The organism is Pseudomonas sp. B16(2017) (genome assembly GCF_002113205.1).
GTDB classification, from domain to species: Bacteria; Pseudomonadota; Gammaproteobacteria; order Pseudomonadales; family Pseudomonadaceae; genus Aquipseudomonas; species Aquipseudomonas pharyngis.
Genome location: NZ_NEKA01000017.1, coordinates 106,750 through 126,924 on the forward strand (window position 1 = coordinate 106,750; position 20,175 = coordinate 126,924).

Annotated in this window: 18 protein-coding genes, 1 tRNA gene and 3 pseudogenes; 12 read left to right on the forward strand and 10 right to left on the reverse strand. The window is 60.8% G+C overall.

Going from position 1 to position 20,175, the window contains the following annotated elements; genetic code table 11:
* Positions 1-5: 5 nt before the first annotated feature.
* The 3 genes and pseudogenes from CAG25_RS24540 to CAG25_RS24550 all read left to right on the forward strand — a co-directional run bounded on the left by CAG25_RS24540 (position 6) and on the right by CAG25_RS24550 (position 1,814).
* Positions 6-82: transfer RNA gene (locus tag CAG25_RS24540), tRNA-Met, on the forward strand.
* A 644-nt stretch (positions 83-726) separates the two neighbouring features.
* Positions 727-1,488 (forward strand): annotated as a pseudogene (locus CAG25_RS29175) (S-type pyocin domain-containing protein); the annotation flags it as partial.
* Positions 1,489-1,562: 74 nt separating this feature from the next.
* On the forward strand, positions 1,563-1,814 hold the full coding sequence (locus tag CAG25_RS24550; RefSeq protein ID WP_064599398.1) for a bacteriocin immunity protein: 252 nt from the start codon (positions 1,563-1,565) through the stop codon (positions 1,812-1,814).
* A gap of 85 nt (positions 1,815-1,899) precedes the next feature.
* Here the strand turns inward: CAG25_RS24550 and CAG25_RS24555 are convergent, their stop codons facing one another.
* Complete coding sequence (locus CAG25_RS24555; protein ID WP_085613403.1) at positions 1,900-2,997, reverse strand: DUF2817 domain-containing protein; 1,098 nt, start codon at positions 2,995-2,997, stop codon at positions 1,900-1,902.
* 155 nt (positions 2,998-3,152) lie between these two features.
* Between CAG25_RS24555 and ggt the strand changes: the two genes are divergently transcribed.
* From ggt to CAG25_RS24570, 3 genes are all read left to right on the forward strand, one after another.
* Positions 3,153-4,985, forward strand: a complete 1,833-nt coding sequence (gene ggt / locus CAG25_RS24560) for a gamma-glutamyltransferase (protein WP_085613404.1) — start codon at positions 3,153-3,155, stop codon at positions 4,983-4,985.
* A 261-nt stretch (positions 4,986-5,246) separates the two neighbouring features.
* The gene (locus tag CAG25_RS24565) at positions 5,247-5,549 is read left to right on the forward strand and encodes a type II toxin-antitoxin system HigB family toxin (RefSeq protein WP_064378527.1); all 303 of its coding nucleotides are present in this window, start codon (positions 5,247-5,249) and stop codon (positions 5,547-5,549) included.
* Between the two features lie 3 nt (positions 5,550-5,552).
* Positions 5,553-5,924, forward strand: coding sequence for a type II toxin-antitoxin system HigA family antitoxin (locus CAG25_RS24570; protein ID WP_074692315.1), 372 nt, complete (start codon positions 5,553-5,555; stop codon positions 5,922-5,924).
* A gap of 134 nt (positions 5,925-6,058) precedes the next feature.
* Here CAG25_RS24570 and CAG25_RS24575 read toward each other — a convergent pair whose 3' ends face one another.
* From CAG25_RS24575 to CAG25_RS24595, 6 genes and pseudogenes are all read right to left on the reverse strand, one after another.
* Positions 6,059-6,280 carry a helix-turn-helix transcriptional regulator gene (locus CAG25_RS24575; protein ID WP_085613405.1) on the reverse strand — a complete coding sequence of 74 codons (222 nt, stop codon included), beginning with the start codon at positions 6,278-6,280 and terminating at the stop codon, positions 6,059-6,061.
* 7 nt (positions 6,281-6,287) lie between these two features.
* A pseudogene (locus CAG25_RS24580) lies at positions 6,288-6,849 on the reverse strand (DUF2975 domain-containing protein).
* A 92-nt stretch (positions 6,850-6,941) separates the two neighbouring features.
* A complete protein-coding gene (locus CAG25_RS24585; RefSeq protein WP_085613406.1) occupies positions 6,942-7,541 on the reverse strand; it encodes a flavin reductase family protein in 600 nt (199 codons plus the stop codon).
* 86 nt (positions 7,542-7,627) lie between these two features.
* Complete coding sequence (locus CAG25_RS29180; protein WP_371857749.1) at positions 7,628-8,059, reverse strand: methyl-accepting chemotaxis protein; 432 nt, start codon at positions 8,057-8,059, stop codon at positions 7,628-7,630.
* A gap of 108 nt (positions 8,060-8,167) precedes the next feature.
* Positions 8,168-8,995 (reverse strand): annotated as a pseudogene (locus tag CAG25_RS29185) (PAS domain-containing protein); the annotation flags it as partial.
* A gap of 68 nt (positions 8,996-9,063) precedes the next feature.
* Positions 9,064-10,377 carry an MFS transporter gene (locus tag CAG25_RS24595; RefSeq protein ID WP_085613408.1) on the reverse strand — a complete coding sequence of 438 codons (1,314 nt, stop codon included), beginning with the start codon at positions 10,375-10,377 and terminating at the stop codon, positions 9,064-9,066.
* Positions 10,378-10,576: 199 nt separating this feature from the next.
* Here CAG25_RS24595 and CAG25_RS24600 point away from each other — a divergent pair, with 199 nt between their 5' ends.
* From CAG25_RS24600 to CAG25_RS24620, 5 genes are all read left to right on the forward strand, one after another.
* Entirely contained in the window at positions 10,577-11,995 is a 1,419-nt protein-coding gene (locus CAG25_RS24600; RefSeq protein WP_085613409.1) for a short-chain fatty acid transporter, read from the forward strand.
* A 199-nt stretch (positions 11,996-12,194) separates the two neighbouring features.
* Complete coding sequence (locus CAG25_RS24605) at positions 12,195-13,892, forward strand: molecular chaperone HscC (protein ID WP_085613410.1); 1,698 nt, start codon at positions 12,195-12,197, stop codon at positions 13,890-13,892.
* Between the two features lie 11 nt (positions 13,893-13,903).
* Complete coding sequence (locus tag CAG25_RS24610; protein WP_085613411.1) at positions 13,904-15,631, forward strand: J domain-containing protein; 1,728 nt, start codon at positions 13,904-13,906, stop codon at positions 15,629-15,631.
* 61 nt (positions 15,632-15,692) lie between these two features.
* Positions 15,693-16,865, forward strand: a complete 1,173-nt coding sequence (locus CAG25_RS24615; protein ID WP_085613412.1) for a hypothetical protein — start codon at positions 15,693-15,695, stop codon at positions 16,863-16,865.
* Positions 16,866-17,046: 181 nt separating this feature from the next.
* Positions 17,047-17,574, forward strand: a complete 528-nt coding sequence (locus tag CAG25_RS24620; protein ID WP_085613413.1) for a lysine methyltransferase — start codon at positions 17,047-17,049, stop codon at positions 17,572-17,574.
* Between the two features lie 8 nt (positions 17,575-17,582).
* Here CAG25_RS24620 and can read toward each other — a convergent pair whose 3' ends face one another.
* A complete protein-coding gene (gene can, locus CAG25_RS24625; protein WP_007951756.1) occupies positions 17,583-18,227 on the reverse strand; it encodes a carbonate dehydratase in 645 nt (214 codons plus the stop codon).
* 141 nt (positions 18,228-18,368) lie between these two features.
* Here can and CAG25_RS24630 point away from each other — a divergent pair, with 141 nt between their 5' ends.
* Positions 18,369-18,773, forward strand: coding sequence for a serine kinase/phosphatase (locus CAG25_RS24630; protein WP_085613414.1), 405 nt, complete (start codon positions 18,369-18,371; stop codon positions 18,771-18,773).
* Positions 18,774-18,901: 128 nt separating this feature from the next.
* Here CAG25_RS24630 and rimI read toward each other — a convergent pair whose 3' ends face one another.
* Positions 18,902-19,354 (reverse strand): ribosomal protein S18-alanine N-acetyltransferase, encoded by a 453-nt coding sequence (rimI, locus tag CAG25_RS24635; RefSeq protein WP_039766383.1) that lies wholly within the window; start codon positions 19,352-19,354, stop codon positions 18,902-18,904.
* Complete coding sequence (locus CAG25_RS24640) at positions 19,347-20,099, reverse strand: hypothetical protein (RefSeq protein ID WP_064599426.1); 753 nt, start codon at positions 20,097-20,099, stop codon at positions 19,347-19,349. Before CAG25_RS24640 ends, rimI begins: the two co-directional genes overlap by 8 nt.
* Positions 20,100-20,175 lie beyond the last annotated feature (76 nt).

Below are 20,175 nucleotides of genomic sequence, written 5' to 3' on the forward strand. Positions count from 1 at the left end.
CACTTGGCTACATAGCTCAGTTGGTTAGAGCATAGCATTCATAATGCTGGGGTCCGGGGTTCAAGTCCCTGTGTAGCCACCAAGTACTAAAAACGGCTTACCGAAAGGTAGGCCGTTTTTTTATGCCTCGAGAAAAGTGCCCTTCCTCAGTGAATCGGCTGGCTCCGTAGGAACCGGGTGCGAAAAGCGTACGAAGAGGATTTTTCGTTCGTTCAAGCACGCGCATCCCGGCAAGTCGATTTGATCGCCATCGCGATTGGCCGACAAGCTCCCCTGTCTTGATCCAAAGACAGACAGGGAGTTGTCATGGACCCGGACAAAAACCTTTTCGATGATATCTGGCGCCGAAAGCTTCCGAACGGCGGCGCCTCATGGGCCGCCTGGTTTCCGCCCCGAGAGCCGGAACCCGTCTACGTTCCAACAGATGAATGGCCAACCCCAAAGCCCCGCGACGATCTGGTATTTGCCAAGTCCTGCACACCGGACAACTGGTGCCGGACGGATGCCGGCACAACACCTGAGCCCGCCTCCAGTTTCGGCAAGATCATGGTGGCGGGCGCCATACGCTTTCCCGCAGCCAGTAAGGTCGTAGCGAAAGCAATCGGCGCCGATCTGGCCTTGGGGCGCATGGCAGGCGGTGGAATTCTGCAGCAACGTCTCAACTGGGCAATCCGTGGTGCGACAGGCCCGGCCAGTGTTTTCATCCTAGGGATGCTGCCGGCCAGAATGGGCGACGGCACCCTTTATACCGACGAACAACTGCGCACCCTACCCCGCGCCACCACTCGCGTGCGCTTCCAGTTCCGGCGTGATGCCGGAGGGGTCATGCAGGTCTACGGCATCCACACCGGTGTCTCGGGCGACGACTCCGTGCGTACCGTAAAAGTCGAGTGGAACAGCGACAAGAGCGCCATGGAGGCGAAGCTCAACGGCATCACGATTTTGTGGACGCCGCAACGCGGACCGCTGGGATCGATGCCGCCGCTGGTTCACCCGGAGCACGGCGAAGCACTGAGTACGATCCTCGTCCACCCGATCGCCGCGAACACCGACAGCCAGATTGAAATCCTGCCCGGCGAAGACATCACCGCCGAGGATTGTATTCTGGTGTTTCCGGCGGAGACCGGGCTGAAGTCGTTGTATGTGGTGTTTTCTAAGCCGGCCAGATTGACGCCCGGGACGGTGACGGGGATTGGTGAGGATGTTTCCGGGATATGGCTGGCGGGAGCAGGAACGGGGATTGGTGTGCCAATTCCCACGCGAATAGCGGACAGACTCAGAGGGCGGGAGTTTTCAAGTTTCGACGCGTTCAGAAAAGCACTCTGGCAAGCCGTGCGGGATGATCCAGAACTTTTCGATCAGCTCAATTCGGATGCCCAAGATCGTTTAATGTCGGGCAACGCACCCGCGGTTCGAGACAGGGAGTCTGTAGGCACAAGAGGGGTATTTGAAATACATCACGTCGAGCGGATTACTGATGGCGGCGCTGTCTACGACATAGACAACCTCCGAATCAACACCCCTAAAAATCACATCTTTCAACATAAAAAAAGTGAACACACATGGAAAAAATATCTGAATACACTGAAACCGAATTTATCCGTTTCATCGAAAAAATACGTGCCACCAATAAAAGTGGATCGGATACGGAGCTTGGCGAGCTGCTGGCACAATTCAGAAAGCTTACGGGTCACCCGGATGGCACCGACTTGATTTTTTATCCCGAACCAGGAGAGGACAACTCTGCCGTGGGCATTACGAAGACCGTGAAAGAATGGCGTGCGACCAACGGACTGCCTGGCTTCAAGCAGTGAACATCAGGCCCCCATAGTCCCACCACTGCAAATATCCAAGCAGTCAAAACGGCTTACCGAAGGGCAAGCCGTTTGTTTATACCTATTATCCCAGGGCCGCCAGCCCTTTCGCCCATATCTGCCGCGTCCGTAAACCGACCATCGCCCGCCAGTCCGGATCCGCCGGATAAAACTGCTCCAGCAGATTCAACTTTATCGCCCGCCCCGTCGCATCCAGCGGATTGCCATGCAGATGCAGCCAGTGATCGTCGCGCAGGTAACGATGCACGTCCGGCCCTGGGTAAGTCCCGCACTCGATCACAAATGGCATCAGTTGCACATTCGGCAGCGCACTAAGCAGCGCCTGCGAGGTGTAACCCGTAGCGGTTGCCGCAACACCGGTATCACTCAAGGTTTCGGCACCGGTGTGCAGCGTGTAGAGCCACGGGCCGTAAATGGATTGCGCTTGGGCCAGTGCCGGATACGGTGCCTGAGTAATCGTCAGCAGCATCGGATGCCCGTACTCGCCGGCGCCGGTGTGCAGGTCGAAACACATCACGGTTTCAGCACCGGCCAGATGATTCTCGATGATTGAATGCAGCGTGCGATTCGACCAGCTCGGCGCGAGTCCGCCAAAAAACAATCCGTCGGGATGACTGTGCTGCCCGCCCTCGACAATCGACATGACGGCCGGCCAGCCATGCTCGGCAATTTGCACATCGAGCAAGGCATCAGCCTTTTGCCGCTCGGGACCATTCAAGTCGGTGCAGGCGTAGATTTCATGCAGCGCGGCGTAAGCACGGTTGTCCGGAAGCGGTCGGTTGAAATCCAGGTGATTGCGGTTGAGGTCGACGTTGTCTTCATTGACCCGCCGCAGCCACGCCGTGCCCCACGGGTTGATCAGGTGAACCATCACCACCGCGACATCCTTCGGCAGCGACTCCGGCGTGAAATGCTTCAGCCAGTCGATCTGGCACTCCGAACCGTAATAACCCTCAACACCGTGGGTGCCGCTGAGCGCCACCAGGCGCCGTTTGGCCGCTGGATCCCCCAGCACCGCGACATCGGTACCCAAAGACTCGCCAAACGGCCCATTGAGCGGATGCACGTACAAAGAGAGCGTGGCACCCGCCACCTTCGCGGCGGCAAGAAAGCGCTCGCGCTGTTCGCGATAGCTGGGCTGTGTCGGAAATGCGTTGTGCATGGCGGCCTCTTGTTGATTGTTCTGGCTTCACTATTGGCTCTGACCCTACAGAAAATTCGCCAAGGCATGAAGGACAAACACACCTGCGGTTTGCGTCGTACACGGCCGGTCGATACAGTCCGTCAGACTTTTATCCCACGGACGGAGAGCCCCGCGTGTTTCCAGCCCTGCCCCTGAACCGTTTCCGCCTGCCCGCCTTGACGCTGATCGTCAGCGCCATCGCCCTCACGGCCTGCAACGCCCCGCCCTCCTCGACCCTGCCGCTGGCACCGGAAGCCGCCTCCGGTTACCGCACCGGCCTGCAAGCCAGCCACGCCGAAAAACACATGGCCGCCGCTGCCAATCCATTAGCCGCCGAGGCCGGGCGCGAGATGTTGCGTCAGGGTGGTTCCGCCATCGATGCCGCCATTGCAATGCAAGCCGTGTTGACCCTGGTCGAACCGCAGTCCTCGGGGATCGGCGGTGGCGCGATGATCGTGCTGTGGGATGGTAAACAGGTGCGCACCTATGACGGTCGCGAAACCGCACCGGCCGGTGCGACCGAAAAGCTGTTTTTACAAGCCGACGGCAAACCGATGCCGTTCCCGCAAGCGCAGATCGGTGGACGCTCCGTCGGCACGCCGGGCGTGATGCGTGCATTGGAACTGGCGCACAAAAAGCACGGCCGCTTGCCGTGGGCAACATTGTTCGAGCCGGCGATCAAACTGGCCGGGCAGGGTTTTGCGATCTCCCCGCGCCTGCATTCGCTGCTGGAGTCCGACCCGGTGATTCGCCGCTCGCCGGACATGGCCAAGTACTTTCTGAACAGCGATGGCAGCGTCAAAGCCGTCGGAACTCGCTTGCAGAACCCGGCGCTGGCCGCCGTGCTCAAACGCATCGCCAACGAAGGTGCGGACGCACTGTACAAAGGCCCGATCGCCGAAGAGATCGTGGCCAAGGTTCAGGGTCACGCCAACCCCGGCAGCCTGTCGCTGACCGACCTTCAGCACTATCAGGCCAAGGAACGCGCGCCCCTGTGCACCGACTACAAGCGCTGGCAAGTTTGCGGAATGCCGCCGCCGTCATCGGGCGGGATTGCGGTGGCGCAGATTCTCGGCACCTTGCAGGCGCTGGAAACCCGCGATCCGCGCCTGTCCCTGACGCCGCTCAAGCCTGTGAAGACCGATAAACCGGCCGGCATCGAACCGGCACCGCAAGCCGTGCACCTGATCGCCGAAGCCGAGCGCCTGGCCTACGCCGACCGCGCGCAATACGTAGCCGATACCGACTTTGTGCCGGTGCCGGTCAAGGGCCTGGTCGATCCAGGTTACCTGGCCAGCCGCGCCAGCCTGATCGGCGAACGCAGCATGGGCACAGCCAAACCCGGCACACCTCCGGGCGTGCAGGTCGCCTACGCGCCGGATCGCTCGCCGCTGCGCATTTCCACCTCGCAAGTGGTGGCCGTGGATGACTTCGGTGGCGCCGTGTCGATGACCACCACCATCGAAGCAGCCTTCGGCTCGCACCTGATGGTTCAGGGCTTCTTGCTCAACAACCAGATGACCGACTTCTCGTTCATCCCGGAAGAGAACGGACAGAAAGTCGCCAACCGCGTGGAGCCCGGCAAACGCCCGCGCTCGTCGATGGCGCCGACCCTGATCTTCGACCGCAACAGCGGCGAGTTCGTCGCCACCGTTGGCTCTCCCGGCGGCTCGCAGATCATCGAATACGTGGCCAAAACCACCGTCGGCCTGCTCGACTGGAACCTCGACCCTCAAAGCGCCATCAGCCTGCCCAACTTCGGCAGCCGCAACGGCCCCACTGAACTGGAACAGGGCCAGTTCAGCCCGACGCTGATCCAGGCACTCAAGGACAAGGGCCACACCGTCAACGAAATCGACATGACCAGCGGCACCCAGGCCATCGTGCGGGTCAAGGATGCTGCGGGGAAGGCAACGCTGTCAGGTGGGGCAGATCCTCGGCGTGAAGGGGTAGCGTTGGGGGATTGAATCAGCACTGCCAACTGAAAAAGGCTTACCGAGAGGTAAGCCTTTTTTGTAGGTCCATGAATCCAATTCGGCTAAATCACGCTGCCTTTTCCTACACCGGAAAAATGCTGTCCGGGATAGAGTTTTCCTCCACTGATATTCACTCCCCCCTTTCCCTCCACTGCCGACAGCATCGGTAAAAGTCATCAATTGACACCAACCATTTGTCCAGTATCCACCGACAGACTTGCAGCAGTCCCACAGCGGGACTAGGATCACGCCATGAGAATCATCGCCATCAGTCAGCTAAAAGTCTTTTGGGAACGATATCCGGAAGCAGAGCAGCCATTGCTGGCATGGATAGACGAAGCAAGAAAGGCAAGCTGGAAAACACCTGTGGATATCAAGTCACAGTTTGCTTGCGCCAGCATTCTGAAAAGCCGAAGAGTTGTATTCAATATCAAAGGCAATTCCTATCGCCTGATTGTCGCCGTGGCGTACCGCTTTGGCGCGGTGTACATAAAATTTGTCGGCACTCACAAACAGTACGACGCAATCGACGCTGATACCGTCGAAATGGAGTAACCCATGAACATACGTCCGATTCATACCGAAGAAGACTACCGTGCGGCGCTCAAAGACGTGTCCGCTCTTTTCGAGAATGAGCCAGAGCCCGGCACGCCTGAAGGTGATTACTTCGACATCATGATCACCCTTATCGAGGCCTATGAGGCCAGACACTTCCCACTCGACCTGCCCAACCCGATTGACGCCATAAGGTTTCGGATGGAGCAGTCCGGGCTGTCAGCCGCCGATCTCGCTCCAGCAATTGGCCGGACAAACCGCGTTTATGAAGTTCTGAATGGCAAACGCGCGCTGACGCTTCCCATGATCTGGAAGCTTCACGAATTGTTCGGTATTCCGGCAGAAAGTCTGATCAAACCCATGAAATCGGTCTGATAAAAAACAGCTGTGCAGGCACCTCAACATGTATTACCTACCCTGAATTCCCCACCCACCAACTGAAAAAGGCTTACCGAGAGGTAAGCCTTTTTCAGTTGGTGCATGAATCCAATTCGCCCGCAACCGAAGCCTCAGGCGTCCCCCTCCTCCCCCGCCCACCGGACCAGCAGATCCCCGGGCTGACAGTTGAGGTACTCGCAGATGGCATCCAGGGTCGCTAGTCGCAGCCCTTTGACCTTGCCCTGTTTGAGCAGCGACAGGTTGGCCTCGGTGATGCCGATGGCGGCTGCAAGGTCTTTGGATTTGACCTTGCGCAGCGCGAGCATCACATCCAGTTGAATCACGATAGACATGAGGACCTCAAATAAACGTACGGTTTTCCCGATCCACTTCGCTGGCCTGCGCCAGAATCCGCGCGATGATCGAAATGCATGCGGCCAGAAACAACGCGACGAACGAGGCCGCCGTGATGCTCAGGGTAAGCAGCCGCTCACCGACCGGCGCATTCTGGGTGACCCACAGGCTGAGCATCGGCTCACAGAGAAAATCCAGCAGCACCCAGATCGCCACGGCTCGCCCGACCTTGCCCAGATGCTCCGCCGTTTCCCGGGCGAAATACTCACCCCGCGCGTAACTCTGAAACAGCCGGCGCAAATGGTTCAGGCCCGACGCCAGCGCCAGCAGGGGGAATGCTCGACAGCAAGATCCCGCCCAGCTTCTGCCACCACGGAAACAGCGTGGCGGTGTCGGCCATATGTGACAGCTGGCGCTCGGTCAGCGCAAACCCCAGCCCCCAGCTTTCCTTTTCCGCCAACGGTGGGTAAACCCAAATGACAGCATTGAGCAGCAGCATCGCGACGATCAGGATCAACGTCACCGTCGCCATGCGCCGACTGAATTGCACGAGCCCGTGGGTGGTCATGGGAAAGCCTCACAAGAATGAATGTGAGCGCCACCCTAACGATTAAAATTATCTGATAACAATAATTAATTGCTGCAAAACATTAATAACCGTCAGGCATCCAGACTTTTACCGACCACTGGATCACCGATCTTCAGAAAGTTGCCACCGGCCACGTGATGCAGCGTGCGCAGCTCATCGTGCCCTTCAAAATGCCAGCGTCCATCGCTGAACACCCGCGAATCAGCCTGCGCCGCAATCACCTCGGCCAGAAACAGATCGTACTGTTCGTGATTGCGCGGCTCCGGCAGCAACCGGCATTCGAGCCAGGCCACACAACCGTCCAGCATCGGTGCCTCGATCTGCTCGCCAGCGAAGCTTTGCAAGCCGTACGCCTGGAACTTGTCCTGACCTTGATCGCGATTGATTTCCAGGCCTGAAGTCGAGCCGACGGTCTGCACGATGTCAGCCTGATTCACACAAGGAACGTTGAGAACGAAGGTGCCCGACGCCTCGAGCAGTTGCCGGGTCCAGGTTGATTTGTCGAGGACCACCGCGACTTTCGGCGGTTCGAAATCCAGCGGCATGGCCCACGCCGCGGCCATGATGTTGCGCTGCCCGGCATGGGCGGCGCTGACCAGCACGGTCGGCCCGTGATTGAGCAGGCGGTAGGCTTTGTTCAGGGGAACCGGGCGACGGAAAGACTCGCTCATGGGATCTGCTCCGGGAAAAAGAGCCGATTGTAGCGGGATAAAAACCGCGAAGGGATTGCCATGGACAATCCCTTCGCCTGACAGCATCAGCTGGATAACTGATTGGCAAACTGGCCGACCGCGTTCACCACTTTCTGCGCGCCGTCCTGGATCTCGACGATCACCGTACCGGCCTCGGCCGCCAGCGCCAGCCCTTGTTCGGCCTGTTGCTTGCCGTCGGTCATCAGGGCCACGGCGTTGCGCGCCATGTCCTGGTTCTGGCGCACCACGCCGACGATTTCTTCGGTCGCCTGGCTGGTCCGCGAGGCCAGTTGCCGCACTTCGTCGGCCACCACCGCAAACCCGCGCCCCTGTTCACCGGCGCGAGCGGCTTCGATGGCGGCGTTAAGCGCCAGCAGGTTGGTCTGTTCGGCAATGCCGCTGATGGTCTTGACGATGGTGCCGATCACCTGGGATTGCTCGTTCAGCGCCTCGATGCCTTCGCCGGCAGTCTGCATGTGCCTGGACAAATCGCGCATCACATTGACCGCTTCAGTCACCACACGGGTGCCGCGCTGGGCCGTGCTGTCGGTCTGCAGGGACGTGCTGTAGGCGATATTGGCGGCATCGGCAACGGCCTGTTCCTGATTGACCTGATCGGTGATCACCGTGGCGAACTTCACCACTTTGTAGAGTTTTTCGTTGGCATCGAGCACCGGGTTGTAAGACGCCTCCAGCCAGACGACACGACCATGGCTGTCGATCCGCTTGAAACGGCCGGCGACAAATTCGCCGTTGTTCAGGCGACGCCAGAAGTTCTGGTACTCGGCGCTGTTGTACTCCTCCGGCTCGCAGAACTGGCGGTGATGTTTGCCCTTGATCTGCGCCAGGCTGTAACCCATGCCCTGGAGAAACCGGTCGTTGGCACTCAGCACGTTTCCGCTGAGGTCGAACTCGATCACGGCGGTCGAACGCACCAGTGCGCCGATCAGGTTTTCGTGTTCGCGGGAGGCCTCGATGGTGCGGGTCAGGTCGCTGGAGAAAATCGAAAAATGTTTGATCCGGCCATCCGATGAACGAATCGGCTGCACGATCGAACGCAACCACGCCTCTTCGCCATTACCGCGGGAAAGACGCACAGCGCCGGCGAAATGCTCGCCACGGGTCAAAGCGGCCTTGAAGCGGTGATGAAACTCGTCGGATTTCACATGGGCCGGCACGATGTCTTCGATGGCGCGGCCGATCAGGTCGTGGCTCTTGTAGAGCATTTCGCTGAGGAAGTTCTGGTTGACCGACTGAATCCGTCCGTCAGGCTCGAGATTGAGCACCAGCATCTCGCTTTCCAGGCTCTCCTTCACTTGCAGAAGGCTGGAGAGTTCTTCACGAAGAGCCGCCAGCTCTTGCTTCAGGCGTTTGTTGAACATGGGGGAGAGCACCGATGGACTGGATGGATAGCGGACACACAGCCTAACCATCGGCCTTGAAGGGCTTTTCTGAAGAGCGTTTGAGGCGTGTCCTACAAAAATAGTTACGCCTCGACAACTCAGGCGGTGCCGGCCACGGCACACTGCTCCGCGCGTGGCATTCGCGAACCAAAATACGCCGCACTGGCGACACCTACCGCGCCCATCACCGCGCAGAACATCACACAGATCCACGGACTCCACGGCATCAGACCGATCAGCAGCAACGGAGTGACACTCGCCCAGGCGGCGTAGGCAATGTTGTAGGTGAAGGAGATCCCGGAAACGCGGATCCGCGCCGGGAACAGGCTGACCATCACCGACGGCACCGCACCGACCACGCCACAGCACAATCCGGCGACGGCGTAAGCCAGACCGACCCAGTCACCGCCGCTGATCAGGCAGGTGTAAAGCAGGCCGATCCCCAGTGGCAGCAACAGACTGTAGAGCATGACCGTGCGCCACGCGCCGATGCGATCGACCAGTCGACCGGCAATCACACAACCGATATTCAGGAAGACGATGCCCAATGCACTGAGCGCGAAGGTGTGGCCGGCGGTCATGCCAAAGGTTTTCTGCATCATGGTCGGGGTGATGACCACGAACACCACCACCGCCGAGGTCAGCACACAGGTCAGAAGAATCGCCGGCAACATGGCCAGGCGGTGATCGCGCAGCACGGTGCGCAGCGGGAGTTCGACCCGTGCTTCGCGCTGCGCCTCCATGGCCATGAACACCGGGGTTTCGCTCAGCCAGCGGCGCAACCAGACGCCGATCACACCGAACACGCCGCCGAGCAGGAACGGATAACGCCAGGCGTAATCCAGCACTTCGGCGGGGGTGAACACTTGCGCCAGGAAGGTCGCAGTCAGTGCGCCGATCAAATAACCGAAGGTCAAACCGGCCTGCAGAAAGCCCAGGGCATAACCGCGATGGCCGGCCGGCGCGTGCTCGGCCACAAACACCCAGGCGCTCGGCACTTCACCGCCCACCGCTGCGCCTTGCAGGATGCGCAGCGCCAGCAGCAACAGCGGTGCGAAATAGCCGATTTGCGCGTAGGTCGGCATGATCCCGATCAGCAGGCACGGCAGCGCCATCATCAGGATGCTCAGGCTGAAAACCTTCTTGCGCCCCAACCGGTCGGCGAAATGCGCCATCAGGATTCCGCCCAGCGGGCGCGCCAGATAGCCGGTGACGAAGATCCCGAAACTTTGCAGCAGGCGCAGCCACTCGGGCATTTCCGGCGGGAAGAACAGCTGGCTGAGGGTCAGGGCGAAGAACACGAAAATGATGAAATCGTAGATCTCCAGCGCCCCGCCCAGGGCCGCAAGGCCGAGGGTCTTGTAGTCGGAACGGCTGAACGGCGCCGGTCGGGCTGTGGAATGGGCAGTCATGGCAAAGAACTCTGGCAGGCAAAAAACCAAGGCGCCCATGGTCTACGCAAACAGGCCGCCGGACAACCCGTTAGACCATAGTCTGATTCGGCAAAACACGGTCACAAAAATCCGCCGGTTGATTTACTGTTGGCACCTGTCCAGACGGGCCGGCCAAGCCCCGAAGACCACAATAAACATAAAAATCCGAGGTACTCCCGTGGCCGTTGATATCGAAGATAGCCGCTCTGCGCGCTTTGCCTTGCGCTGTTCAAGTTTCGCCGAACGCTGGTTTCCCGACTCCTGGGTCTTCGCCGCGCTGGCGGTGATCATCGTCGCGCTGGCGACCCTGGCTATGGGTGCCAAACCCACCGACGCCGCCATGGCCTTCGGGGACGGGTTCTGGAGCCTGATCCCGTTCACCATGCAGATGGCCTTTGTGGTGATCGGCGGTTACGTGGTGGCCAGTTCGCCGCCTGCCGTGAAGCTGATCGATCGCCTGGCGCGGATCCCGAAGAACGGCCGCTCCGCCGTGGCCTGGGTCGCGCTGATCTCGATGGTCGCGTCCCTGCTCAACTGGGGGCTGTCGCTGGTGTTCGGCGGTCTGCTGGTCCGCGCCCTCGCCCGCCGCACCGATCTGAAAATGGACTACCGCGCCGCCGGTGCCGCCGCCTACCTTGGCCTCGGAGCCGTGTGGGCCTTGGGGCTGTCGTCGTCCGCCGCGCAGTTGCAGGCCAACCCGGCCAGCCTGCCGCCGTCGATCCTGTCGATCACCGGGGTGATTCCGTTCACCCAGACGATTTTCCTCTGGCAGTCGGGAGTCATGCTGCTGGCGCTGATCGTGATTTCGATCATCATCGCCTACGCCACCGCGCCCGGCCCGAGCTCGGCACGTGACGCCAAGGCCTGCGGCATCGACCCGGCCTTCAATTTGCCGCCGCTGCAACCGCGCACCCGGCCCGGCGAATGGCTGGAGCACAGCCCGCTGCTGATCATTCTGCTGGTGCTGCTGGCGGCCGGATGGCTGTTCCACGAGTTCTCTACCAAACCGGCAATCACTGCGATTTCCGGGCTCAACACCTACAACTTCCTGTTCATCATGCTCGGCGCGTTGCTGCACTGGCGCCCGCGCAGTTTCCTCGACGCGGTGTCGCGCGCCGTGCCGACCACCACCGGTGTGCTGATCCAGTTCCCGCTGTACGGCTCGATTGCGGCGCTGATGACCACGGTCAAGGGCACTGACGCCCAGACTCTGGCCCATCACATCTCGACCTTCTTCGTCAGCATTGCCTCCCACGACACCTATGCACTGCTGATGGGCGTGTACTCGGCGATTCTCGGCTTTTTCATTCCGTCCGGCGGCGGCAAGTGGATCATCGAAGCGCCGTACGTGATGCAGGTGGCCAACGATCTGAACTATCACCTCGGCTGGGCGGTGCAGATCTATAACGCCGCCGAAGCCCTGCCGAACCTGATCAACCCGTTCTACATGCTGCCGTTGCTGGGCGTGCTGGGGCTGAAGGCGCGGGATCTGATCGGTTTCTCGTTCGTGCAATTGCTGGTACACACGCCACTGGTGCTGGTGTTGCTGTGGGCGCTGGGCACGACGCTTTCCTATCTACCGCCCGTGATGCCGTAAACGATGACGACAGGGTGCCGGCTCCGGCGCCCTGTCCTCTCTTCGACAAAAACGCCCCGAACGATCCTTTCTGCGGTTGCCTGTCGCAAATAATGGCTCAGAGCCATCATCTTTCTTTACCGCGCCACTGCCTCGGTAATATTCTTGCGCGCCAATATCTGTTTCATTTTTTGTCCGAGCGCAAAGGGAGTTCGTTGCAATGATCGTCGGGATTGACCTGGGAACCACCAACAGCCTTGTTGCCGTATGGCAGGGCGACGCCACTGAGTTGGTGCCTAACGCCCTGGGGCAGTTCCTGACACCCAGCGTGGTGGGCCTGGACGATCAGGGCCGGATTCTGGTCGGACAAGCCGCCCGTGAGCGTCTGCACACTCACCCGCGCCTGACGGCTTCGCTGTTCAAGCGCCATATGGGCAGTGCGACGGAGGTCTACCTCGGGGATAAAAAATTCCGCCCTGAGGAATTGTCGGCGCTGGTGCTCAAGAGCCTGAAAGAAGACGTCGAGCGCACCTACGGCCAGACCGTCACGGAAGCCGTGATCAGCGTTCCGGCCTATTTCAGCGACGCCCAGCGCAAGGCCACGCGCATCGCCGGTGAGCTGGCGGGCCTGAAAGTCGAAAAGCTGATCAACGAACCCACCGCCGCCGCACTGGCTTACGGCCTGCACCAACGGGACAAGGAAACCTCGTTCCTGGTGTTCGACCTGGGCGGCGGCACCTTTGACGTGTCAATTCTCGAACTCTTCGAAGGCGTCATGGAAGTGCGCGCCAGCGCCGGTGACAACTTCCTCGGTGGCGAGGATTTCGACAACGTGTTGCTCGAGCACTTTATCGACCAACATCGCAACGTGTCGGATTTCCCCGAGCGCTCCACCATCCTCCAGCCGCTGCGCCGCGAAGCCGAGCGGGTGCGCCGCGCACTGGGCCAGGACGCCAGCGCCGAATTCCGAGTGCAAGTCGGCGAAAAACAATGGACCCAGACCATCACCCAGGCGCAAATGGCGACGCTGTACATGCCGCTGCTCGAACGCCTGCGCGCGCCGATCGAACGAGCCCTGCGCGACGCACGCATCCGCGTCAGCGACCTCGACGAAATCCTGCTGGTCGGCGGCACCACCCGCATGCCACTGGTGCGCAAACTGGCTGCCGGGCTGTTCGGCCGCTTCCCGTCGATCAGCCTCGATCCGGATCAGGTCGTGGCACAGGGCGCCGCCATTCAGGCAGCGCTCAAGGCCCGTTCGGCCGCGCTGGAAGAAGTGGTGCTCACCGATGTCTGCTCCTACACCCTGGGGATCGAGACCTCCACCCAGGTCGGTCGCCAGTATGAGAGCGGTCATTACCTGCCGATCATCGAGCGCAACAGCATCGTACCGGTCAGCCGGGTGAAAACCGTGCAGACCCTTCACGACAATCAGGAACAGGTGGTCGTAAAAATCTTTCAGGGCGAAAGCCGCCTGGTCAAAGACAACGTGGCGCTCGGCCAACTGGACATCAAGGTGCCCAAGCGCAAGGCCGGCGAAGTCGAGCTGGATGTACGCTTCACCTACGACAACAACGGCTTGCTCGAAGCCCAGGTCAGCATCCCCCTGACCGGTCAGCAACACTCGCTGGTCATCGAGAACAACCCCGGCGTGCTGACGCCCGAGGAAATCCAGCAGCGTCTGCAAGCCTTGGCGCAATTGAAGATCCATCCGCGCGAGCAACAGGTGAACACCCTGCTCAGTGCACGACTGGAACGTCTGTATCAGGAAAGCCTGGGCGACTTGCGCGATCAGATCGGCCATTGGGCCAAGCAATTCCAGCACGCCCTGGACTCTCAGGACGAGCGGCAGATCCGTGAGACCCGCACCGAACTGAGCAAGCAGTTGAGCGCCCTCGACCGCAGCCCCTGGCAGTAAGGAAGCACGACATGGAATGCTGGTCCGTCCTGCAACTGCCCGAAGACGCCGGGCTGCGTGATATCAAGCGCAGTTACGCGCGCCTGTTGAAAGTCTTCCGGCCAGATGAGGATGCCGCAGGCTTCCAGCGCCTGCGCGAGGCCTATGAGCGCGCACTGTCGATTGCCCAATGGCGCCTGGAAAACGAAGAGACCGAGGAACACGGCGACGTCATGCAGGCTCCGGGGATCGCCGCGCTGGCGGCACAAGAGCAGTCCATGGCTCAGCCGCTGCAGAAGACCGGGACCGATGCCTGGGATTACCCTGCGGCGCTATTTGAACCGGTGACCCCGGCCGCGCCCGAAGCACCGCTCGAATCGCCGATCTTGCGGGTACAGCCCCTGAATCCGGAGCCTCTTAACCTGGAGCCCGAGCAGCCGACCGCCGACCCGGCCATTGAAGCCGCATCGCAATTGCTGAACGGCCTCTCGGAAGCCAACCTGGACGAGCGCTGGGAGCAAGCGCGCCAGCAGGATTGTGCGCAGGCGTTCCAGACATTGTTGCTGACGTTGTGCTTCGATCAGCCCGCCCTGCGCCTTTCGATTGCCCGTTGGGCGGTGCAGCACCTGGGTTGGCTGGGCCCCTGGCAGGAGATCGTCATCAGCGACGGGCAGCGCAGCATTCTCGCCAACGAGCTGCTGACGGATTACCGGCAATCGCTGGAAACGCTGCTCGCTTCGCAAAACGAGCGCGAATTTCTCGCGCTGCTCAGGACTTATACGGCCCAACCGTGGCTCCAGGTGTTCGACCGTCGGGAACACTGGCAGCAGATCATTCTGCAACTGCTGCAGGACACAGAGTGGAGCGTTCCGCTGTTCGACCGTATCTCCCAATTATTTGGCTGGGACGACACCAAGGGCATTCATCCGCAACCGGACTGGCTCTGGCAGGCGCTGATCGAGCGCTGCAACCAGGAAAGCCTCTACGACACTCTTTGCGCCCGGGCCGAAGATCTGCGCAACGGGTCGCCCGACGCACTGGCCGCGCGCATGCTGATCAGCCCGATGAAGCCGCGGCAACACAAAGACCTGACCGACCGCTTCATTCCGGCGGACTGGCAGGCCTGCCAGCAGCTGTCGGAGACCCTCAAGTGGCGCTTCCCCGACCTGCTTGCCCGCTTGCCCTATGCCGACGTCTTCTACTGGCGACGGTTTCTGCCGCGCTACATCGCCGCCGAAACCTGGGTGCGGTCATGGGCCGCGATTGCGCTGGCGCTGTGGCTGTTCTATCTGCCCGCCGAGCACAAGACCACGGCGATGAGCATCGTCATTCCCCTGGCCTTCGCCTGCGTTCCTGTCTGGTTTTTCCGGATCGGCTTGAGTTATTGGTTTCTGATCAGCGCCCATTTGATCGTTCAGGATCTGTGGTTGACCGAAAGGATCATTCCACGCCGATGGAACCCTGATACCCGCTGGCTCGTGCTGCGCCATGGCGTACCGCAAGCCGTGATGATCCTGCTGTTCTCGGTCATGCTCGGTGGTCTGGGAGCCTTCACCTATATCGGGGTGATCCTGATCGGGCTCTGGCACAAGCGGCGCATCGGCACGCTCGACCCGGAGTTCAGCGACAAGCACCCATGGCTGACCGCGCTGCACTGGGCGCATTTCAGCCCGTTGCAATTGCTGTTTCTGGTGGTCATGACCGGCGTGATTCTTGCGAGTCAGCTTGGTTATTCGCTGAAACTCCTGTTCCCCGGCTAGGCTAGACGCGGGCCGGATTGCCCTCCACCAAGGTTTTACCCTCGCTGAAAAGGATCTGAGCATGTTGAAACTTGCAGGCCTCACCCTCGCGGCGCTCACGCTGAGCGCGGCGGCCCACGCCGATGTCGACCTGAAACTGGGCAGCACTGAACGCGTCACCCGCCTCTTCGCCTACCCCAACAATTGCAGCGTGATCTGCTTTCGCAACTGGACGCTGGAGCAGACCGTCGCCCATTACCTGAGCCAGAGCGTGCAGCGCGACGGCTACACCAACGCCAAAGTGCTGGTGAAAAACGACAACGATCAGCTCTACGCCGAAATCAGCGGCGTACCGAAGGGCTATGACAAGCCGCTGACCGCGCTGCTGGACGCCGGCGACCTGGCGTACAACGGCGCCAGCAAACTCAACGCCGACGGCAAATGGGCGTACAGCTGGTACCTGTTCCTGCCACTGGGCATGGCCCTGGAAAACCGCAAGAGTGTCGAGCTGCTGCACTTCCCGCCGGATTACTCGCTGACCCAGGCCCAGGATTACCTGCGCTCGAACACCACCGACCGCTGGGCCGCGCTGCTGACCGACAATGGCATCCCCGCCGACCAGACGCCGGCCTACCAGACCATCATCGACATCGCCCCGATCGCCGCGCCTGCCAGCGCCGGCAAGGATCTGGAAGGCGTGTACGACTACTTCAAGGACTACCAGACCACCATGGTCAAGCAGGTCAGCCAGAACGCCAGCGGCGCCGTACTGCCAATGGTTGCCTTTGGTGCGCCGGTGCGTAACTGGATCAAGCAGCAATACGGTGCGAGCGTGAATGTACTGGGCCTGGCGACCATCAGCCCGAGTGCGGGCGTAAATGTGCCGGTGCTGGGTTCCAACCACCCGAGCTACATCTGGTATGCCGCCGATCCGAGCAACTACACCGGCGACGATGCCCAGGCCAAGGCCGATGCCGCGGGTCTGAAGGTGATGGGTCAGGACTTGAGCGCCGCCTGCTGGCAGGCCGGGATGGGCAGCAAACCAGGCACCGACCCGAAGACACTGCTCAACAGCTGTACCCAGACCTGGCAAGTGACGCAGAAAGCCAAGACCTGCGAGCTGTTCTACACCACGATCCGCAACGAGACCGTGGCACAAGCGGACAAAACCTGCTCGACCTCACCGGTCAAATCCCAGCTGCAAGAGCTGAAAAGCCCATTGCCGGACATGGCCGCGCCCGCCGCCCACCTCTGAGCAATCGGACGTTCTTCCCGTGTCAGCCCTGGCTGACCCGGGAAAGCGTCTATTTCGCCTGTCAGATCTGACAGTAGACCGTTAGTGTGATTTGCGCGATCTTGGATCCAATCATCGTGTTGCAGGACTGACAGGACGCCAGCCGAGGGAAGTCGCGACACCGAAGCCAACAAGGACCGTTATGAACACTTACGCACTACCGGGTAAACCGGCGCGCGATACCGAGGGCATTTATCCTTTTGCCGGGCTCCCCGTGCGCATGGGATTTCCGTCGAAGCAGGATTTCGAGATTGTTCACGATCCCGAGGGCGTGGCCACCGCTGTCGTAGCATGCCGGGCATTCCTGCGTATCACCCGAATGTGCCGGGTTTCTGGCCAACTGCTGCCCTATCGATGCCGGCAGACCCGGCAACTGCTGGCCGGTATCCACCTCTACGATCCGCGTTTTTGCGGCGCGTTCGAGCATTGCTGCGACCCGAACACCTTTCTCGACATGAGCGAGTTATGGGTGTGGGCCCTGCGCGATATTGTGGAGGGTGAAAGGCTGACCATCGATTACACCGCCACCGAAGACAAACTGCTGCGGCAGTTTGCCTGTGGTTGCGGGTCCTCGAACTGCCGTGGGTGGATCACCGGTTACGACGAAACACCCAATATTGAAGGCCAGCGCTATTTGCTGAACTGGCGGCGTCGGCAAGGTTTACGCTGAACGACCGATCAAGGCGCGCCGACCGGACGCAAACGGTACTGCGGCGGCAATTGCTCGAAACCGCTGATCGTGGTGTTCAGACTTTTCCAGCGACCATCCTTGATGCCGTAGATGCAGCCGTGGATCGACAGGCTCTGCCCGCGATGCCAGGCGTTCTGGATGATGCTGGTGTGGGCGACGTTGGCCACTTGCTGGATCACGTTGAGCTCGCACAGACGGTCGACCTGTTCTTCTTCGGTCGGCAGCTTGGCCAGTTCTTCGCGTTTTTCGTAGTACAGGTCGCGGATCGAACGCAGCCAGCCATCGATCAGGCCGAACTGGCGATCCTGCATCGACGCCCGCACACCGCCGCAGCCGTAGTGCCCGGTCACCAGGATATGTTTGACCTTGAGAACGTCCACCGCGTACTGGATCACCGACAGGCAGTTGAGGTCGGTGTGCAGCACCACGTTGGCGACGTTGCGGTGAACGAACAGATCGCCCGGCAGCATGCCGACGATTTCGTTGGCCGGCACCCGTGCGTCGGAGCAGCCGATCCACAGATATTCAGGCGTTTGCTGGCGGGCCAGCTTGGCGAAGAAATCCGGGTCTTCCTTGGTGATCGCGTCAGCCCAACGCTCGTTGTTATCAATCAGGTCTTGTAAGTCATGCATGCTGTAAGGCCTCAAGAAAGATGCGCTGGTAGGACAGTCGACCGCCCGTCGGGGTCACGCAGGAATCGCGGGTGATTTGCTTTGAATTCTCGCGCGCCCGGTGAGTCCACCTCAGTAAGGCCCACAGTATGAGGATTTGCCATGACTGATTCACGACGTCCATATGATGCGGTGCAACCGGAGCCCATCGATGATAACGAAGACCGCATGGGGTCGGTGCACGAGCTGGATTTCGACGATGAAGAGCCCAGTGCGAAGATCGGCGATGAACTGCCCGAACGCGAGCGCGAGCAGCTTATGCCGCGCGAGCGCGTGCGCGAAGCCGGTTTGACCGGGGCATCGACCGCCGATCATGAACCTACCGACGACGACCTCAGCCCGGAAACCCTGATCCATGAAGACGGTGCGCGGGACGCCGAGGAAGCTGGCGAAGGCAACCCGGCGGATTGGGATCTGAGCGTGGTCCACGAGGACGACATCGGCGGCGGCAACGGGCTGGATGAAGCGGAACTGGCGCGCCGCGATCCGCTGGATCGCAAGCGCTAATCTCGTTGCCTGATATGACGCCTTCGCGAGCAAGCCCGCTCCCACATTGGTTTTGATTGAATCACTACATTTGTGAACGACTCAATCCCAAAGTGGGAGCGGCTTGCTCGCGAAGCTTTTAAAAAGGATCAGTCGACGAGCGTGCAGGCCATGACCACGGCATCTTCACGCCCGCCGACCGCCGGGTAGTAATCCCGGCGCCGGCCAATCTCGTTGAAGCCATAACGTTCATACAGGCGAAACGCCGAGGTGTTGCTGTCGCGCACTTCCAGGAAACATTCCCGGGCATTGGCGGCGTAGGCGCGGGACATCAGGTATTCGAGCAGGGTCAGCCCCAGCCCGCGCCCCTGGTTTTCCGGCTTGACCGTGATGTTGAGCAGATGCGCCTCATCGAGAATGATCTGCACCACCCCGTGTCCCACCTGTTGCTCGCCTTCGAACATCAGCCATATCTGGTACTTGCCCAGGCCATCGAGAAAAATCCCGCGGGTCCACGGATGGCTGTACGCGGCGAATTCAATCTTCAGCACAGCGTCCAGATCCGCCTCGGTCATCGGGCGAAACGATACAGCGTCACTCATTCGATTCTTTCCAGCGCGCCATCAGCCGACGCATGGCTTGCCACACGGCGGCCTTGCGCTGTGGCTCTTCCATCAACAATTCCAGCCCCGGCACGGCCCACGCCAGGCCAAGACCCTCGATTTGCAATTCACGGTTGAACGCTTCGGCATCCGCCTCACCAGCAAAGCGCACCGCCGGCAGGCCGATCAGCCACAGGCAGGCGCACGGCGCCGCCTCCATCTGCACCGACAGGAAACCCTGGACGAAATCCCGGGCCGCTTCAGGGCCCTGATCCATCGTGCCGCGATTCAGCCATGGCCAGCGCACCGGCTCACCGACAATCTGCGGCGCGTCCGGCAGGCCGGCGGCACGCAGCATGTCCTTGAGCAACAGATAGGCAGGATCGCGCGACTGGAAGGCTTCGCCTGTGGGTAACTCCACCAGCAGCAGGCAACGGCCGGCGCGCAGCAATTGCAGGGCGAAACGCGGTGGCGGCACCGGCGCCGGCTTGGCCACCACGGGTGTGTCGTCGACTTCTTCGACCGGTTTGGCGCCCGTACGGGTGCTGGCCAGCGAAGGTCGCGGAACCTCGATCTTCGGCCGCTCGACCGGACGCGCAGCCGGCTGCTCCGGCGCTTCGGCCGGGGTTGCCGGAATCACCGGCGCGGCAATCCCGGGCTCGGGCTCGGGCATGTCCAGCAGCTCGGGCCGCGACGGCGCGGCAAAGGGCAATTCGGTGCGCGGCAGCCAATTGACCACCTGCATGGCGTTCAAATAGGCGCGGCGGCGGGACTCGATTAGCAAGGGTCGGCCACTTGTGGATAACTGAAGTGCGCTGATT

Coding starts and splice junctions, on each gene's coding strand:
- CAG25_RS24550 (WP_064599398.1), top strand. CDS start 1,563: ATGGAAAAAATATCTGAATACACTGAAACCGAATTTATCCGTTTCATC.
- CAG25_RS24555 (WP_085613403.1), bottom strand. CDS start 2,997: ATGCACAACGCATTTCCGACACAGCCCAGCTATCGCGAACAGCGCGAG.
- CAG25_RS24565 (WP_064378527.1), top strand. CDS start 5,247: ATGAGAATCATCGCCATCAGTCAGCTAAAAGTCTTTTGGGAACGATAT.
- CAG25_RS24570 (WP_074692315.1), top strand. CDS start 5,553: ATGAACATACGTCCGATTCATACCGAAGAAGACTACCGTGCGGCGCTC.
- CAG25_RS24575 (WP_085613405.1), bottom strand. CDS start 6,280: ATGTCTATCGTGATTCAACTGGATGTGATGCTCGCGCTGCGCAAGGTC.
- CAG25_RS24585 (WP_085613406.1), bottom strand. CDS start 7,541: ATGAGCGAGTCTTTCCGTCGCCCGGTTCCCCTGAACAAAGCCTACCGC.
- CAG25_RS29180 (WP_371857749.1), bottom strand. CDS start 8,059: ATGCGCGATTTGTCCAGGCACATGCAGACTGCCGGCGAAGGCATCGAG.
- CAG25_RS24595 (WP_085613408.1), bottom strand. CDS start 10,377: ATGACTGCCCATTCCACAGCCCGACCGGCGCCGTTCAGCCGTTCCGAC.
- CAG25_RS24605 (WP_085613410.1), top strand. CDS start 12,195: ATGATCGTCGGGATTGACCTGGGAACCACCAACAGCCTTGTTGCCGTA.
- CAG25_RS24610 (WP_085613411.1), top strand. CDS start 13,904: ATGGAATGCTGGTCCGTCCTGCAACTGCCCGAAGACGCCGGGCTGCGT.
- CAG25_RS24615 (WP_085613412.1), top strand. CDS start 15,693: ATGTTGAAACTTGCAGGCCTCACCCTCGCGGCGCTCACGCTGAGCGCG.
- CAG25_RS24620 (WP_085613413.1), top strand. CDS start 17,047: ATGAACACTTACGCACTACCGGGTAAACCGGCGCGCGATACCGAGGGC.
- can (WP_007951756.1), bottom strand. CDS start 18,227: ATGCATGACTTACAAGACCTGATTGATAACAACGAGCGTTGGGCTGAC.
- CAG25_RS24630 (WP_085613414.1), top strand. CDS start 18,369: ATGACTGATTCACGACGTCCATATGATGCGGTGCAACCGGAGCCCATC.
- rimI (WP_039766383.1), bottom strand. CDS start 19,354: ATGAGTGACGCTGTATCGTTTCGCCCGATGACCGAGGCGGATCTGGAC.
- CAG25_RS24640 (WP_064599426.1), bottom strand. CDS start 20,099: ATGCAGGTGGTCAATTGGCTGCCGCGCACCGAATTGCCCTTTGCCGCG.